Origin of the sequence: uncultured Jannaschia sp., from assembly GCF_947494055.1 — a bacterium.
Lineage (GTDB): Bacteria > Pseudomonadota > Alphaproteobacteria > Rhodobacterales > Rhodobacteraceae > Jannaschia.
The window spans coordinates 160,111-175,446 of record NZ_CANLTR010000003.1; the positions used below are offsets into that span (position 1 = coordinate 160,111).

Sequence of the window (15,336 nt, forward strand, 5' to 3'; positions counted from 1 at the left end):
GGTTAATCAGACACCGCCGCACCAGACATGCCGGGGTCTCATGAGCCGCAAACGCACGATCGCCACGTTCGCCGCGTTCACCTTCGCCCTCGCCGCCTCTGCGGGCGGGGCGCTGGTCGCGGCGGATTACCTCGAGGACAGCTCGCGGGCGGCCGTCGCCAGCGCATTCGGGGCGGAGGGGCTCGATTGGGCCGAGGTGGAGACCGACGGGCTGCGGCTCGTGCTTCGCGGCACCGCCCCGGACGAGCCGGCCCGCTTCCGCGCGATCACCGCGGCCGGCGCGATCGTCGATCCGGCGCGCGTCATCGACCAGATGCAGGTCGCGCCCGCCCGTTCGGTCACGCCGCCGCGCTTCTCGCTGGAGATCCTGCGCAACGAGACCGGCGTGTCGCTGATCGGCCTCGTTCCGGCCGAGGGCGGGCCAGAGGCAATCGACGGGCTCGTGGCGGAGGTCGGCGGCGACGCGCTCGAGGTCACGAACATGGTCGAGACGGCGGATCATCCCGTTCCGGAGGACTGGATCACGACGCTGCGCTTCGCGCTGACGGCGGCGGAGGAATTGCCGCGCTCCAAGGTGTCGGTCGCGCCCGGGCGCGTCACCGTGACCGCGGTGGCCGATAGCGACGAGGCGAAGCATGCGGTCGAGCGGGAGCTGAAGGGCCTGAAGCCCGCGGGCGTCGCGCTGACGCTCGACATCGGGGCGCCGTTGCCCGTCATCGCGCCCTTCACGCTGCGCTACGCCATGCCGGAGGCGGGCGCGCCCCGGCTGAGCGCCTGCGCGGTGGACAGCGCCGAGGCCGAGGCGCGGATCGTCGCGGCCCTCCGCGAGACGGGGTTCGCGGGCAAGGCCGATTGCGTCATGGGTCTGGGCGTGCCGTCCGCCTCGTGGGGCGAGGCGGCCGCGCTCGGAATCGCCGCACTGGACCGTCTGGGCGGCGGGGCGCTCACGCTGTCGGACGCGGCTGTCTCGCTGGTGGCGCGGGGCGGAGTGGAGCCCGATCTGTTCGACCGCGTCACCGCCGAGCTCGAGACCGCGCTGCCCGACCTTTTCGTCCTCTCCGCCGTCCGGCCCGCGCCGGCGCAGGCGGACGGGACGGGCGAGACCGAGAGCGGCCCGCCGGAATTCGTCGCCACGCTCGCGCCCGAGGGGCAGGTGCAGCTTCGCGGAAAGCTGTACGACGACGCGCAGAAGGCTGCCGTGGTAAGCTACGGGCGCGGGCTCTTCGGCGTGGCCGACACCTATATCGCCACGCGTACGGATACCTCGCTGCCGCAGGGCTGGCCCGTCCGCGTGCTGGCCGGGATCGATGCGCTGTCGCATCTCGCCAGCGGCACCGCGGTGGTGCAGCCCGACACGATGATCCTGCGCGGCGTCACCGGCAATGCCGAGGCCGAGGCGGAGATCGCGGGGCTTCTCGCCGACAAGCTGGGCGCGGAGGCGGAATACCGGATCGACGTCACCTACGACGAGGAGCTCGACCCCCTCCTCAGCATCCCCACCCCCGAGGAATGCGAGACCGAGCTCAATGCGATCCTGACCGAGCAGAAACTGACCTTCGCGCCGGGCGAGCCGGTGATCGAGGCGGCGGGCGAGGGACAGATCGGGCGGCTGGCCGACAAGCTGGACGCCTGCAAGCGGGCCTATTTCGAAATCGGCGGTCATACCGACAGCCAGGGGCGTGAGGTGATGAACCTGGAGCTGAGTCAGGCCCGGGCGGAGGCGGTGCGCAACGCGCTGATCGCGCGGGGCGCGTCGCCCCGCCAGCTTGTGGCCGAAGGCTACGGCGAGACGCAGCCCATCGCGGACAACGGCAGCGAGGCGGGGCGGGAGGCGAACCGGCGGATCACCTTCACCCTGCTCGGCCGGCGCGTATCCGAGGACTGGGCCGCGACGCCGGCGATCACGGTGCCGGAGCCGGGCGACCTGCCCGACGACGCGGCGGTCGAGGACGCGACGCCGGACACGCCGGAGGAGGCCGCCGCGGCCGCGGCCGATCCGGATGGCGGGTCGGACGAGGCTGCGGGAGACGCGGAATGAACCGCACCGAGTTCGTCGTCGCGATCGCTCTGGTCCTCTTCGTGGCCTTCATTCTGGGCTGGTTCGCGTCGTGGCTCGTCCATCGGTTCAGCCGGGTGACGGTCTCCGACGTGGCCGAACTCGAAGGGATGGCGCAGGCGCTGCACGACGCCGAGGAGCAGCGGGACGAGGCGATCGCCTATCTGCATCTGCGCGAGCAGGAATTGCAGGGCAAGCTGTCGAGCACCGAGGCGGAACTGCGCGCGACGATGGAGGGCCTGCGCGAGGCGCGCCAGGAGGCGGCGCAGCTTCGCGGATATCTCGAGACGCTGAACGCCTGACCCTCCCGCTTCGTCACGATCCGGGCGGGGCCGCCGGGTCGATCAGCACCACATCCCCCGGCGCATCGGCATCCTTCGCCTTGTGCTCCGGCTCGACATGGATGGTGACGCTGGCATTCGGGCGAGAGGCGCGCAGCCGCGCCTCGATGCGGTCGCAGATCGCGTGGGCCGCGTCCACGCGCATGTCGCCCGGCACGATCAGGTGGAAGTCGATGAAGGTGACGCGTCCGTCGCTGCGCGTCCTGAGGTCGTGCGCCTGCGCCGCCCCGCCGCCGACCTCGGCAATCTCGGCGCGGATGGCGGCCTGCTCCTCGGGCGGAAGCGCCGCGTCCATCAGGCCGGGGAGCGAAGCACGGATCACGATCCAGCCGGACCACAGGACGTTGATCGCCACGGCGATGGCGAGCAGAGGGTCGAGCAGCCAGATACCTGACAGACCGGCGAGGACGATGCCGAGCGCCACGCCGAAGGACGTCATGACGTCCGCCATCAGGTGATGGCCGTCCGCGACGAGCGCCGCTGAGCCCGCCGCCCGCCCGCCGCGCAACAGGATGCGGGCCCAGACGAGATTGATCGCCGTGGCCGCGCCGTTGATCGCGAGGCCGAACCAGGGCGCCTCGAGCGCGCGTTCGGCCCCGGAGAGCAGCACGCCCGCCGCCTCCCGCAGGATCAGGAGCGCCGCGAAGACGATGAGCGCGCCTTCGAGGACGGCGGCGAGGTATTCGGCCTTCTGGTGACCCCAGGGGTGGCTCCGGTCGGCCGGACGGGCCGCGACGCGGATGGCGGCGAAGGCGGCCCCCGCCGTGACGAGGTTCACGATGCTCTCGAGCGCGTCGGAGAACAGCGCGACCGACCCCGTCATCTGCCAGGCGAGAACCTTGAGAAGCAGGACGAGAAGTCCGACGGCAAGGCTTCCGACGGAGAGACGGGCGGGTGACATCATGCCTTCCGGCATCGCGACCCGCCTGACCGAGGTCAATCCCGGTCTTCGTCCCGCTCGCCCTCGGGAATGTTGAAGAAGCTGTCGGCGTCCCGGATGTCGCGCTTGTCGGTCTCCTCTTCGTCGTCCGAGAGGCTGAAGGTTTCCAGCCCGGAGATGTTGGACGGCATGCGCGGCTCCTCGTCGGCATCCATTCCGAGGCTCTGCTCGGTGGAGACGAGCTTGCGGCGCTCGTCGTCGGACATCACCTCGCCTTCGGCCGCCCTCTTCTGCGCGGCCTTCTGCACGGCGGCGTCGAGCTCGGTCTGCTTGCAGAGGCCGAGCGCGACCGGGTCGATCGGCTGGATGTTCTGGATGTTCCAGTGCGTGCGCTCGCGGATCGACTGGATTGTCGGCTTGGTGGTGCCGATGAGCTTGGAGATCTGCGCGTCGGTGAGCTCGGGGTGGAACTTCACGAGCCAGAGGATCGATGCGGGCCGGTCCTGTCGCTTCGACAGCGGCGTGTAGCGCGGGCCGCGGCGCTTCTCCTCGCCCAGAGCGGCGGCGTTGTATTTCAGCTTGAGCTTGTGACCGGGATTCTTTTCCGCCGTCGCGATCTCCTCGGCGGTGAGCTGGTTGTTGGCAACCGGATCGAAGCCCTTCACGCCGACGGCCACGTCGCCATCGGCGATGCCCTGAACCTCGAGCTCGTGCAGGTCGCAAAAATCCCCGATCTGCTGGAAGCTGAGCGTGGTGTTGTCGACGAGCCAGACGGCGGTGGCCTTGGCCATGATGGGTTTGTTCATCGAATCGTATCCTTCAGACATGACTTTCGCGTCGCCCGGATCAGGGGCTGCGGCGGGGCCGCTTGTTCTCGCTTTCGGGGAACTTGGCGCGTTATATACGCACCATAGCCGCAATGCGAAAGGCCCGAATGCTCCGCCTCGTCGCCGCCCTTCTGGCGCTCCTTGCCGCCGCGCCCGCTCCGGCGCAGGCTCCGGGCGCGTTCGATTACTACGTCCTGTCGCTGAGCTGGACGCCGACCTGGTGCGCCCTCGACGGCGATGCGCGCGACTCGCCGCAATGCGAGACGGGCCGGGGCTACGGCTTCACCCTGCACGGGCTCTGGCCGCAATACGAACGCGGCTGGCCGGATTATTGCGCGACCGCCGCACGGCCGCCCTCCCGCGGCGAGACGAACGCGATGGTCGACATCATGGGATCTGCGGGGCTGGCCTTTCATGAATGGAAGAAGCACGGCACCTGCTCCGGACTGGATCCCGCCGCGTATTTCGCCGCCTCCCGGGCAGCCTACGCGGCAATCGTGCGGCCCTCGGCGATCCGGGAACTCGGTCGCGAGGTCACGCTCCCCGCGGAGGTGGTGGAGGCGGCCTTCCTGGAGGCGAATCCGGACCTGTCCCCGGACGGGGTCACGGTGACCTGTCGGGCGGGGCGGATACAGGAGGTGCGGATCTGCCTGACGAAATCGCTGACGCCACGGGATTGCGGCGCCGACGTCCGGCGCGACTGCGACCTCGACGATGCGTTGCTGTCGCCGATGCGGTGAATGTCAGGCGGATACCCGGCTCGACAGCTTCCGCGCCCACTCCGCGGCCGGGCCAGGCCGCCCGAGGTGGTAGCCCTGTCCGAACCGCACGCCGAGCCCGGCAAGGGTCCGCGCCTGTGCCTCGGACTCGATGCCCTCGGCGATGAGCTCGAGGCCGAGCTTCTCGCTCAGGATCACGAGGCCGTCGATGATCTTCTCCTCGCGTCCCGCCCCGCCCAGCCCGTTGGTGAACAGACGGTCGATCTTCAGGATGTCGACGGGGAACTGCCGCAGGCGGTTGAGGCTCGACAGTCCGGTTCCGAAATCATCGAGCGCGATGCGGATGCCGCGTGCGCGCAATCGCTCGATCAGGCCGAGCGCGCTCTCGGGCTGCACGATCACCGCGGTCTCTACGATCTCGAGCACGAGTTGCTCCGGCGGCAAGCGCTCGAGCAGGACCGACATCCACCGCGTAGCCGGTCCGTCCTTGCCCTCGAGCATCGGGCCATCGACGTTGAAGGTCGTGTAGAATGTCCTGTCGCCCGTCAACAATGGCTGGGCCGCCTCGATCGCGATGTCCGGAAACAGCTCGGTCTCGACCTGGGGCAGGCGCCGCAGCGTATCGACGAAGTTCATCGGGCCGACGGTTTGGCCATCGGGGCGGTTCCAACGAAGCAGCGCCTCCACCCCGACGGCGCGGCGATCGTGCAGGTCGACGATGGGCTGGACGTGGTATTCGAGGGCGCGCTCGACGATGGCGTTCTCGATCTCCGCTTGCGCGGGGATGAGCGCGGGCATCGGCAGCGCGCGGGTGATCTCGGTCCGGTCTCCGCCGAAGACCTTGGCCCGTGCGAGCGCGGCGTCTGCGCGCAGGACGGCCCGCTCCCGGCTTTCCTCGGGATAGGCCGCGACGAGACCGGCCGACAGGCTGCGCGAGACGATCCCCTGCTCGCTGTCGGCGATGGCGGTCGAGGCCAGGGCACGGACCCGCTCGACGGCGCCGGCTGCCTCGCGCAAAGTCGTGTGCGGCAACCACAGGACGAACCGGCCGCCATTCATGCGGTCGAAGATCGCGTTGGCGGGCATGGTGCGTTCGATGACTTCCGCTATCGCGTCGAGCAGACGATCGCCGGTATCGTAGCTGCGGGTGACATTGACGTCGCGCAGCTTGTCCACGTCGAACAGGGCGAGTGCCCCGACGGCCCCGCCATCGGCGGCGAATGACGCGGGCTCGCCCTCCGGCGGCGGCGTGAACCCGGTGTCCCGAAGCCTGTAGCAACAGAAGATCGCCACGACCGTCGACACGACGACGAGGATACCCAGTTCGAACAACACGACCTCCGTTCCGGCCGTACCCGCCGGATGGTTTGAAACCGTACTCTTGCGCCTCTGTCGGATGAACGCCCCCCGTGCGGAAAGGGGAAAATTGCAGATCAGAACGGTTTTCGCGACGATAGGGCCGCGCGGAGGGTTCCGTCATCAAGATAATCGAGCTCGCCGCCCACCGGCACGCCCTGTGCGAGGCCGCTGACCCGGACGCCGGTTGGTGCCAGCTCGCGGGAAACGTAATGCGCCGTGGTCTGTCCCTCGACCGTCGCATTCAGGGCCAGGATGACCTCGTCGACCCCTTCGGCGGCGATGCGGTCACGCAGCTTGGGAATCGCGAGGTCGTCCGGTCCGACATCGTCGAGCGGCGACAACGTACCGCCGAGCACGTGGTAGCGGCCCTCGAAGACATGCGCGCGCTCCATCGCCCAGAGGTCGGCCACGTCCTCCACGACGCAGATCTGCCCGTTGGCGCGCGTCTCGGTAGCGCAGATGCCGCAGATGTCGCCGGTGGCGAGGTTGCCGCAATTCAGGCAGGTCCGGACGGCGCGGCCGACCTCCGTCATCAGCTCCGCCAGCGGCAGGAGCTGGGTGTCGCGACGTTTGACGAGGTGGAGCACCGCGCGCCGGGCCGATCGGGGGCCGAGGCCCGGCAGACGGGCCATCATGCCGATCAGCGCCTCGATGTCGCGATGCGTCTCCAAGGCTCAGAAGGGCAGCTTCATGCCCGGCGGAAGCCCGAGCCCCTCGGTGATCTTGCCCATTTCCTGCTGCGCCCGTTCGGAGGCGCGGGACTGGGCATCCTTGACGGCGGCGAGGATCAGGTCCTCCACCATCTCCTTCTCGTCGGGCTTGAAGATCGAGGGGTCGATGTCGAGGCCGATCAATTCGCCCTTGGCCGTCGCGGTGGCCTTCACGAGGCCCGCCCCGGATTCGCCGGTTACGGTGATCGAGGACAGGCTTTCCTGCATCTCGCCTACCTTGGCCTGCATCTCTTGCGCCTTCTTCATCATCCCGGCCATGTCGCCGAGGCCGCCCATACCCTTGAACATTCCGGTCCCTTTCCCGTTTGCGTCGCGTCCCATCGAGGTAGCGTCGAGGGTAGGCGCCTGCAAGCGCCGCGCATGCAAAGGGCCGCCCGGTCGGACGGCCCTGCAAACGCATGTTGCCAGTAATCTCAGAACTCGGCGGAGTTCGCGCCGATGAACCAGGCATCCTTGTCGACGCCGCGGCTGACTTCCGTGAACAGATCCGCCACGTCCTCGTCGCCCGCCTCGTCGGCGGCGTCGATCGCCTCCCGGAGGTTCTTGCCGAAATGCTTGAACCGCTTCACCAGCTCGTCGATATGCGCCTGGATGTCGGTCAACTCGACGGGATAGGGGTCGAGCGTGGTGTTCGCCTGCGCCTCCTGCGTGGTCCCGCGGGCATAGCCACCCATGATCGCCACCCGTTCGGCCATCGTGTCCGTATGTTCGCGCATGCGTTCCGCCACCTCGTCGAGCAGCTCGTGCACGCCGATATAGCCGCTGCCGCGCAGGTTCCAGTGCGCTTGCTTGACCGCGAGCGTGAGGTCGACGGAATCGGCGACCCGCGCGTTCAACAGGTCGATCATCTGCGACTGGGTCTGTTTCTCGAGACCTTCGACGAAACTCTCGGGCATGGGGCTCTCCTTAGCTGTCCGTGTCGCCGGGTGAACGGCGGTCGGGGCCATTCGGTTTCATTACCCGGCGGGAAGCCTGCCGATCCGGGATCGGTCAGTTCTCGTCGAATGGGTCCCATTCCTCCTCGACCTCCGCGAGCGCCTCTTCCGCGGCGTCATGCGTCAACGCCGCCCGGGTGCGGACCTCCACAAGCTCGGCGCCCGGGAACGCCTCGAGGATCGCCTGCGTCAACGGATGGGCCATGGCCTCGGCTTCGGCCCGGCGCAGATCGCCGTCGCGGGTCTCCGCGATTGTCGGTCGTCCCCCTCCGGCGACGACCGACGTGATCCAGCGCACGCCGGTCCAACCCTGCAACCGTCCCGCCAGACGATGCGCGAGGTCGGGTGCGGCGTCCGGGGCGGGCTCGAACTCGATCCGCCCGGGGGAATAGCTCGCCAGCCGCAGGCCGGTCTCGACCTCGACGAGAAGTTTCACGTCGCGATTGGCGCGGATGAGGTCGACGACCTGATCGAAGTGCTGGAACCGCGCCAGCGCCTCGGTCGCCTCCGCGTCCGGCGTGGGAAGGGTCGCGGGTCGCGGCGCCCCGCGGGCCGTCCGGCGCATCGCGGAGCCGCCGCCGTTCTCCGGGGCGGGGCGCGGGGCGGGTGTCTGGGCGGAGGCGGGCGGCGTGTCGCGGAGCTTGCGGACGAGTTCGTCGGGCGAGGGCAGGTCGGCGACGTGGGTGAGACGGATGATCGCCATCTCCGCGGCCATCATCGCGTTGGGCGCGGTCCCGACCTCCTCGAGCGCCTTCAGGAGCATCTGCCACATCCGCGTCAGCGCCCGCATCGGCAGGCCGGCGGCGAAGGCCTGTCCGCGGGCGCGCTCGTCGGGGCCGATCGTCGGATCCTCGACCGCGTCGGGCGTGATCTGGACGACGCTGACCCAGTGGGTGATCTCCGCCAGATCGCGCAGGATGGCGAGCGGGTCCGCCCCGTCGGAATATTGCGCGCCGAGCTCCTCCAGCGCGGCGGCGGCCTCGCCCTTCATGACAAGGTCGAAAAGGTCGAGCATCCGGCCCCGATCGGCAAGGCCGAGCATGGCGCGGACCTGCTCGACGCCGGTTTCCTCGCCGCCCGAGCCATGGCTGATCGCCTGGTCGAGCAGGGACATCGCGTCGCGCACCGACCCTTCGGCCGCCCGCGCGATGAGGGCGAGCGCGCCGTCCTCGATCCGTGCGTCTTCCTTCCCGGCGATCCCGCGGAGGTGGTCGATCATCGTCTCGGGCTCGATCCGGCGCAGGTCGAAGCGCTGGCAACGCGAGAGCACCGTGACCGGGACCTTGCGGATCTCGGTCGTCGCGAAGATGAACTTCACGTGGGCCGGCGGCTCCTCCAGCGTCTTGAGGAGCGCGTTGAACGCGCTCGTCGAGAGCATGTGGACCTCGTCGATGATGTAGATCTTGTAGCGCGCCGAGGCCGCCCGGTAATGCACCGAGTCGATGATCTCGCGCACGTCGCCGACGCCGGTATTCGACGCCGCGTCCATCTCCAGCACGTCGACATGGCGTCCCTCGGCGATGGCGCGGCAGGGCTCGCAGATGCCGCAGGGATCGGTCGTCGGACCGCCGGTCCCGTCGGGCCCCACGCAGTTCAGCCCCTTCGCGATGATCCGCGCCGTCGTCGTCTTGCCGGTGCCGCGGATGCCGGTGAGGATGAAGGCCTGCGCGATGCGGTCGTGCGCGAAGGCGTTGCGGAGCGTGCGGACCATCGGGTCCTGCCCGATCAGGTCGGCGAAGGTGGCGGGGCGGTACTTGCGGGCGAGCACCTGGTATTCTGTCGCGGTCATGCGGCCCTCCGGATCGGCCGGCATCCTAGGCGGCGCTGCGTCCGGTGGCCAGTGGCCCGCGCTCGCTCAGATTGCCCAGAGCACCCAGGCCGTGGCGAGGGAGGCGAAAGTGAAAAGGATCGCGATGATCGTGAAGATGCGGCTCGGCTGCATCTCCGCGCGATGCGCGTTGAGGCGTCCCTGCGCCTTGCTGGCGTTCCGGCGGGCCGTCCAGAAGATGATGATGGCGACCGCAATGAAGATCGTCGCGACCAGCTTCGGCAACCAAGTCGGATCGGCTTCGCCGAAGATGGCGCGCAGTCCGACCGCGATGGCGATGGCGGTCATGCCAGTCCGCATCCAGCCCGCGAACGTGCGCTCGTTGGCGAGTATGGTGCGATCTTCCGCCCAGTCGGTGCGTTTCTCCGCCCAGTCGGTCTTGTTGTCGACGTCGTCCGGATGATCCTGTGGCATCGCACTACCCTAGAGGTCGCGTCAGGACGGGGGAATGCACGAGGGCATTGATAATGGTTAGTGCCTGGCGTGCTTGGTGATCGGGTCACCGGCGATCCCGGTCGCGATATCGCGCAGCCACGGATGCAGGAATGTTCGCTGGGTGAGAGGCTGGACGACGACCCAAGCGGGGCTCGTTGTGGCTGCTACCTTCCGGTCCTGACCAGGTTGGCGAGGCGCTTGCCCGCGCCAACCTCTCGACCCGGGAGATAGAACGGGACTGACCGGGATGCAAGGGTGGGCGGGGCCTTGCTCCGGGCTGCCGGATGCTGGAGGCAAGGAACGCGCCATTCCCAAGGAGGACACCATGCGGCTTGCGGAGACGGTCACCTTCGGCGGAGGCGCGCTGGACCGGGCGGAGGACCTGCGGCGGGACCCGGACGCGCTCGCCGCGTTGCCCGCGAAGGTGCTGCCGGTCTGGCGGGGCAAGCCCTTGCTCGATCCGACCCGCGTGGCGCTTGACTGGGTCGCACCCGACGTCTTTGCCGATATGGGAGACGTGGTGCTGCTCGGGCGCTTGGACGGCACCGTCCTGTTCGCCCGGGACGTGTCCGACCTCGACGTTGCCGGAGGAACCGAGGGGGTGGGCGGCTTCGTCGATGCCTCGGAGCAGACCCATCCCGACTTGCCGGCCGGCGCCGCCTTCGTCGAGCTTCGGCGCGTAATGACGCAGCTGACGCCGCTCGACGCGGAACTGGCGGCCACGGCCAAGGGCATGCTCGAATGGCATCGCACCCACAACTTCTGCGCCAATTGCGGGACGGCGACGCAGATCGGCAAGGCCGGCTGGATGCGGGCCTGCCCGAACTGCGCGCGGATGCATTTCCCGCGCACCGATCCGGTCGTGATCATGCTCGTGACGCGCGGCAATTCGGTCCTGCTCGGTCGTGCGCCGGCCTGGCCCGAGGGGTTCTTCTCCTGCCTCGCGGGGTTCATGGAGCCCGGCGAGACGCTGGAGGCCGCCGTGCGCCGGGAGGTCTGGGAGGAGACGGGCGTGCGCGTGGGTCGGGTGGATTACCTCGCCAGTCAGCCCTGGCCGTTTCCCGGCTCGCTGATGCTGGGTGCTTGGGGCCACGCCGAGAGCGATGCGATCGACATCGACCCCGAGGAGATCGCCGAGGCGCTCTGGCTCACCCGCGAGGAAATGATGGAGGCGTTCGAGGGCCACCATCCGCGTGTCCAGGCAGCACGCAAGGGGGCCATCGCGCGGTTCCTGCTCGAGAACTGGCTGGCCGATCGCCTCGACTGAGATGCGATTGACCGGACCCGCGGCAGACGGCTATCGGCATCCGACCGAAAATTAGGGAGCCCAGCATGAAATTCGTCGCGACCAACGAGGTCTCCGCCAGCATCGAGGAAGTGTGGGCCGCCGTCACCGATTTCGACGCCTTCGAGGCGCGTCTGTCGCAGCGGGCAGAGGTCGAGCGGCGCCCGCCGGGTCCGGCCGCGCTCGGCACCATCTGGGATGCGCAGGCCGAGGTGATGGGCGCGTCCCGCGACGTCGAGATGCGGCTGTCGGAGCTTGCGGCCCCGCATGCAATGACGCTGTCGGGCAAGTCCGACGGTATCGACCTGACGGCGAATGCCCGGCTCGAGGAATTGGGCCCGCGGCGGACGCGTCTGACCGTGACGACGGAAGCCAAGGCCAGCAGCCTCGGCGCGAAACTCATGCTGCAATCGATCAAACTCGCGAAGAAGACGCTGGTGCAGCGATACCGGAACTACGTCGCGGGCTTCGTCCGCCGCATCGAGAGGGGCAGCCGGTCGGCCTAGCGCAGGCCGCCGTCGAAATGGTCGGGATCGGCGGGGTAGACGCCGAGGATGTCGAGCGAGGAGGTGAAGTAGTCGAGCTCCTCCAGCGCGCGGGCGACGGGTGGATCCTCGGGGTGACCCTCGATGTCGGCGTAGAACTGCGTCGCCGAGAACTGGCCGTCCACCATGTAGGATTCGAGCTTCGTCATGTTGACGCCGTTCGTCGCGAACCCGCCCATCGCCTTGTAGAGCGCGGCTGGGATGTTGCGGACGCGGAAGACGAAGGTCGTCTTGGTCGGACCGGCGCCGGCCGGGGGATACTGCGCGTTGCGGGACATGACGACGAAGCGCGTCGTATTGTGGCCGTGATCCTCGATGTCGCGGGCCAGCACGTCGAGGCCGTAGATCCCGGCCGCGAGCTCGGAGGCCAATGCGCCGTCCGTCTCCGCGCCATCCGCGGCCAGATCGGCCGCGGCGCCGGCACTGTCGGCGGCAGCCTCCGCGGTGATGCCATGCCGCTCGAGGAAGGCGCGGCATTGCGGCAACAGAACGAGATGCGCCCGGACGTGCCGGATGCGGTCGAGCGTCGCGCCGGGTCGCCCGAGAAGCGCGATGCGGACGCGGACGAAGGCCTCGCCCACGATCCTGAGGCCCGATTGCGGCAACAGGCGGTGGATGTCGGCCACGCGCCCGTAGGTCGAGTTGTCGACCGGCAGCATGGCCAGCTCGGCCGCGCCGGTCTGCACCGTGGCGATCGCATCCTCGAAGGTCCGGCAGGGCAGGGGCGCGTGATCGGGATGGGCAGCGACGCAGGCTTCGTGGGAATAGGCGCCGAGCTCCCCCTGGAAGGCGATGGCGGGCATGGCGCGATCCGTGGATGTTTCGTTCCGCCGCATCTCCTATCTCTTGCAAGGGACATGCGAAACCACATAGATGACGCGCGACCGCGAGATACGACTTCGAAAGGGTGCCGAAAATGGACACGATGACGATGACCAAGATCGTGGGCGCGGGCTGCGGCGCGCTGCTCGTGTTCCTGCTGGGCGCCTGGGCGGGCGAAACGATCTATCACGTCGGCGTCGAGTCGCATGGCGAGGAAGAACACGCGGAGGGTTACGCCATCGAGGTCGCGTCGGCCGAGGAGGCCGGCGGCGGCTCCGATGAGCCCGAAGTGCCGTTCGAGGAGGTCTACGCTGCGGCCTCTGCCGAGGCGGGCGAGGGTCTCTGGCGGCAATGCGCCTCCTGCCACCGGCTCGACGGCTCGAACGCGACCGGACCGCATCTCGACGGCGTCGTCGGGCGCGAGCATGCCGCGGTGGAGGGCTTCGCCTATTCCGATGCGCTTGCCTCGATCGAGGGGCCGTGGGCACCCGAGGAGATCTCGCACTTCATCGAGAACCCGAAGGAATACGCGCCGGGCACGAAGATGTCCTATCGCGGCATGGCCGATATCGAGGATCGCGCCAACCTGATCGCCTATCTCGAATCTCTGAGCTGACCCATTGGTCGCCCGGTCTCGGCGCCTCAACCATCGGTGAGGGGGCCTTGCGCTCGGAGACCCCGAATCGCTAGCTGTCGCCGAACTTCTCAGGGGAGAGCATGGGTCCATGATCAGACGGTTCGCGATCGCAGCCATTCTCGTTGCCGCACCCGCCTTCGCGCAGGAAGCGGCGGACACGACGCCGGATCACGGCATTTCGACCTTTCCGGGCGGTGAGCTGAAATACGGGCCGGACTTCACGCATCTCGACTACGTGAACCCCGATGCGCCCAAGGGCGGCGAGATCAGCGAATGGGCCTTCGGCTCCTTCGACAGCGTCAATCCCTATACGCCGAAGGGGCGGGCTGTCGCGCTGTCCTCCGCGCCTTACGAGTCGCTTCTCTCCAGCACCGCGGACGAGATCGGATCGGCCTATTGCCTGATCTGCGCCTCGATGGACTACCCCGAGGACCGCAGCGAGGTGACTTTCACCCTGCGCGACGACGTGACCTTCTCGGACGGCACGCCGCTCACCGCCGAGGATGTCGTGTTCAGCTACGAGGTGCTGCGCGACAAGGGCCTGCCGAGCTTCCGCGCCGTTCTCGCGCGCGACGTGGAGAGCGCCGAGGTCGTGGACGAACGGACCGTGCGCTACGCCTTCAAGGCGGACATGCCGACCCGCGACTTGCCCGTGCGCGTTGGCAGCCTGCCGATCTTCCAGAAGGCGGATTTCGAAGCCCGCGACGTCGATTTCGAGGACAGCACGCTGACGCCCCTGATCGGGTCCGGTCCCTACGTGATGGACGACCTCGATACCGGGCGGTCCGTGACTTACCGCCGGCGCGACGATTACTGGGGCGAGGATCACCCGCTCAACGTCGGGCAGAACAACTTCGACACGATCCGCATCGAGTATTACGGCGACTACGCGGCCGCGTTCGAGGGCTTCAAGGGCGGCAACTACACGTTCCGCAACGAGGCGTCGTCGAAGGAATGGGCGACGAGCTACAACTTCCCGGCCGTGCAGAACGGTGCCGTCATCAAGGCGGAGTTGCCGGACGGGACGATCTCGACCGCGCAGAGCTTCATCTTCAATCTCCGCGAGCCGAAGTTCCAGGACCCGCGCGTGCGTGAGGCGATCGGGCTCATGTTCAACTTCGAATGGTCGGACGAGACGCTGTTCTACGGCATCTACGACCGCGTGACCTCGTTTTGGGAGAACAGCGACCTGAAGGCGGAAGGGCCGCCCTCCGAAGCCGAACGCGCGATCCTTGAGCCGCTGGTGGAGCGGGGGCTCCTCGACGCGGCGATCCTGACCGAGGACGCCGTACAGCCGCCCGTCTCCGGCAGCCGGCAGCTCGATCGCGGCAACCTGCGGACGGCCAGCGCACTTCTGGAGGAAGCGGGCTGGATCGTCGGCGATGACGGGATGCGCCGCAAGGACGGGGAAATGCTGTCGGTCCAGTTCCTCAACGATAGCCAGACCTTCGACCGCGTCATAAACCCCTACGTCGAGAACCTGCGCCGGCTTGGCGTCGATGCCAGCATGGTCCGTGTCGACAACGCGCAGATGACCTCGCGCGAGCGCAGCTACGACTTCGACATCATCACCCACCAGATGCCGATGGGCTACGTTCCCGGCTCCTCTCCACGGCAATATTTCGGTTCCGAGAGCGCGAACGACGTGTTCAACCTCATGGGCCTGCAGGACGAGGCCGTGGACGCGCTGATCGAGGGCCTCGAGAACGCGACCTCGCAGGAGGATCTGGAGGCGGGCATCGCCGCGCTCGACCGGGTGCTGCGGGCCAGGCGCTTCTGGGTGCCGCAATGGTTCAAGCCGGTGCACACGGTCGCCTATTACGACTACCTTCGCTACCCGGAGCCGCTGCCGCCCTATTCGCTGGGCGAGCTGAGCTTCTGGTGGGCGGATCAGGAGGCCTACGCGGAACTGCAGGCCAGCGGGGCGCTGTAGCAC

Annotated in this window: 16 protein-coding genes and 1 other RNA gene; 7 read left to right on the top strand and 10 right to left on the bottom strand. The window is 68.5% G+C overall.

The genetic code is table 11. The features are described from left to right. Positions 1-40 precede the first annotated feature (40 nt). Positions 41-2,038, top strand: a complete 1,998-nt coding sequence (locus tag Q1A87_RS04300) for an OmpA family protein (RefSeq protein ID WP_299647408.1) — start codon at positions 41-43, stop codon at positions 2,036-2,038. Continuing rightward, positions 2,035-2,358, top strand: a complete 324-nt coding sequence (locus tag Q1A87_RS04305) for a hypothetical protein (RefSeq protein ID WP_299647410.1) — start codon at positions 2,035-2,037, stop codon at positions 2,356-2,358. Before Q1A87_RS04300 ends, Q1A87_RS04305 begins: the two co-directional genes overlap by 4 nt. A 13-nt stretch (positions 2,359-2,371) precedes the next feature. Here Q1A87_RS04305 and Q1A87_RS04310 read toward each other — a convergent pair whose 3' ends face one another. Both Q1A87_RS04310 and Q1A87_RS04315 read right to left on the bottom strand, forming a co-directional pair. After that, positions 2,372-3,301: a cation diffusion facilitator family transporter gene (locus Q1A87_RS04310; protein ID WP_299647657.1), complete on the bottom strand. Its 930-nt coding sequence runs from the start codon at positions 3,299-3,301 to the stop codon at positions 2,372-2,374. A gap of 32 nt (positions 3,302-3,333) precedes the next feature. Further along, positions 3,334-4,083 (bottom strand): cell cycle transcriptional regulator TrcR, encoded by a 750-nt coding sequence (locus Q1A87_RS04315; RefSeq protein WP_299647412.1) that lies wholly within the window; start codon positions 4,081-4,083, stop codon positions 3,334-3,336. Positions 4,084-4,211: 128 nt separating this feature from the next. Between Q1A87_RS04315 and Q1A87_RS04320 the strand changes: the two genes are divergently transcribed. Next, complete coding sequence (locus Q1A87_RS04320; RefSeq protein ID WP_299647414.1) at positions 4,212-4,844, top strand: ribonuclease T2; 633 nt, start codon at positions 4,212-4,214, stop codon at positions 4,842-4,844. 3 nt (positions 4,845-4,847) lie between these two features. Here the strand turns inward: Q1A87_RS04320 and Q1A87_RS04325 are convergent, their stop codons facing one another. The 7 genes from Q1A87_RS04325 to ffs all read right to left on the bottom strand — a co-directional run bounded on the left by Q1A87_RS04325 (position 4,848) and on the right by ffs (position 10,329). Continuing rightward, a complete protein-coding gene (locus tag Q1A87_RS04325) occupies positions 4,848-6,155 on the bottom strand; it encodes an EAL domain-containing protein (RefSeq protein WP_299647416.1) in 1,308 nt (435 codons plus the stop codon). A gap of 101 nt (positions 6,156-6,256) precedes the next feature. Next, complete coding sequence (gene recR, locus Q1A87_RS04330; RefSeq protein WP_299647418.1) at positions 6,257-6,853, bottom strand: recombination mediator RecR; 597 nt, start codon at positions 6,851-6,853, stop codon at positions 6,257-6,259. A gap of 3 nt (positions 6,854-6,856) precedes the next feature. Beyond that, entirely contained in the window at positions 6,857-7,201 is a 345-nt protein-coding gene (locus tag Q1A87_RS04335; RefSeq protein WP_299647420.1) for a YbaB/EbfC family nucleoid-associated protein, read from the bottom strand. 125 nt (positions 7,202-7,326) lie between these two features. Then, positions 7,327-7,809 carry a DNA starvation/stationary phase protection protein Dps gene (dps, locus tag Q1A87_RS04340; protein ID WP_299647422.1) on the bottom strand — a complete coding sequence of 161 codons (483 nt, stop codon included), beginning with the start codon at positions 7,807-7,809 and terminating at the stop codon, positions 7,327-7,329. Between the two features lie 94 nt (positions 7,810-7,903). Continuing rightward, complete coding sequence (locus Q1A87_RS04345) at positions 7,904-9,661, bottom strand: DNA polymerase III subunit gamma/tau (protein WP_299647424.1); 1,758 nt, start codon at positions 9,659-9,661, stop codon at positions 7,904-7,906. Positions 9,662-9,703: 42 nt separating this feature from the next. Continuing rightward, a complete protein-coding gene (locus Q1A87_RS04350) occupies positions 9,704-10,090 on the bottom strand; it encodes a DUF202 domain-containing protein (protein WP_299647426.1) in 387 nt (128 codons plus the stop codon). 140 nt (positions 10,091-10,230) lie between these two features. Then, positions 10,231-10,329: signal recognition particle sRNA small type (gene ffs / locus Q1A87_RS04355), an RNA gene on the bottom strand. A 107-nt stretch (positions 10,330-10,436) separates the two neighbouring features. Between ffs and nudC the strand changes: the two genes are divergently transcribed. Both nudC and Q1A87_RS04365 read left to right on the top strand, forming a co-directional pair. Then, positions 10,437-11,378 (top strand): NAD(+) diphosphatase, encoded by a 942-nt coding sequence (nudC, locus tag Q1A87_RS04360; RefSeq protein WP_299647428.1) that lies wholly within the window; start codon positions 10,437-10,439, stop codon positions 11,376-11,378. Positions 11,379-11,443: 65 nt separating this feature from the next. Further along, positions 11,444-11,902, top strand: coding sequence for an SRPBCC family protein (locus tag Q1A87_RS04365; protein WP_299647430.1), 459 nt, complete (start codon positions 11,444-11,446; stop codon positions 11,900-11,902). Here Q1A87_RS04365 and Q1A87_RS04370 read toward each other — a convergent pair. Next, the gene (locus tag Q1A87_RS04370) at positions 11,899-12,744 is read right to left on the bottom strand and encodes a prephenate dehydratase (protein ID WP_299647432.1); all 846 of its coding nucleotides are present in this window, start codon (positions 12,742-12,744) and stop codon (positions 11,899-11,901) included. The two genes, Q1A87_RS04365 and Q1A87_RS04370, sit on opposite strands and share 4 nt — an antisense overlap. A gap of 122 nt (positions 12,745-12,866) precedes the next feature. Between Q1A87_RS04370 and Q1A87_RS04375 the strand changes: the two genes are divergently transcribed. Both Q1A87_RS04375 and Q1A87_RS04380 read left to right on the top strand, forming a co-directional pair. After that, on the top strand, positions 12,867-13,379 hold the full coding sequence (locus Q1A87_RS04375; RefSeq protein WP_299647659.1) for a c-type cytochrome: 513 nt from the start codon (positions 12,867-12,869) through the stop codon (positions 13,377-13,379). Positions 13,380-13,488: 109 nt separating this feature from the next. Beyond that, positions 13,489-15,333, top strand: coding sequence for an extracellular solute-binding protein (locus Q1A87_RS04380; protein ID WP_299647434.1), 1,845 nt, complete (start codon positions 13,489-13,491; stop codon positions 15,331-15,333). Positions 15,334-15,336 lie beyond the last annotated feature (3 nt).

Coding starts and splice junctions, on each gene's coding strand:
- Q1A87_RS04305 (WP_299647410.1), top strand. CDS start 2,035: ATGAACCGCACCGAGTTCGTCGTCGCGATCGCTCTGGTCCTCTTCGTG.
- Q1A87_RS04310 (WP_299647657.1), bottom strand. CDS start 3,301: ATGATGTCACCCGCCCGTCTCTCCGTCGGAAGCCTTGCCGTCGGACTT.
- Q1A87_RS04370 (WP_299647432.1), bottom strand. CDS start 12,744: ATGCCCGCCATCGCCTTCCAGGGGGAGCTCGGCGCCTATTCCCACGAA.
- Q1A87_RS04315 (WP_299647412.1), bottom strand. CDS start 4,083: ATGAACAAACCCATCATGGCCAAGGCCACCGCCGTCTGGCTCGTCGAC.
- Q1A87_RS04350 (WP_299647426.1), bottom strand. CDS start 10,090: ATGCCACAGGATCATCCGGACGACGTCGACAACAAGACCGACTGGGCG.
- Q1A87_RS04345 (WP_299647424.1), bottom strand. CDS start 9,661: ATGCCGGCCGATCCGGAGGGCCGCATGACCGCGACAGAATACCAGGTG.
- Q1A87_RS04380 (WP_299647434.1), top strand. CDS start 13,489: ATGATCAGACGGTTCGCGATCGCAGCCATTCTCGTTGCCGCACCCGCC.
- Q1A87_RS04300 (WP_299647408.1), top strand. CDS start 41: ATGAGCCGCAAACGCACGATCGCCACGTTCGCCGCGTTCACCTTCGCC.
- Q1A87_RS04335 (WP_299647420.1), bottom strand. CDS start 7,201: ATGTTCAAGGGTATGGGCGGCCTCGGCGACATGGCCGGGATGATGAAG.
- dps (WP_299647422.1), bottom strand. CDS start 7,809: ATGCCCGAGAGTTTCGTCGAAGGTCTCGAGAAACAGACCCAGTCGCAG.
- Q1A87_RS04375 (WP_299647659.1), top strand. CDS start 12,867: ATGACGATGACCAAGATCGTGGGCGCGGGCTGCGGCGCGCTGCTCGTG.
- nudC (WP_299647428.1), top strand. CDS start 10,437: ATGCGGCTTGCGGAGACGGTCACCTTCGGCGGAGGCGCGCTGGACCGG.
- Q1A87_RS04365 (WP_299647430.1), top strand. CDS start 11,444: ATGAAATTCGTCGCGACCAACGAGGTCTCCGCCAGCATCGAGGAAGTG.
- Q1A87_RS04320 (WP_299647414.1), top strand. CDS start 4,212: ATGCTCCGCCTCGTCGCCGCCCTTCTGGCGCTCCTTGCCGCCGCGCCC.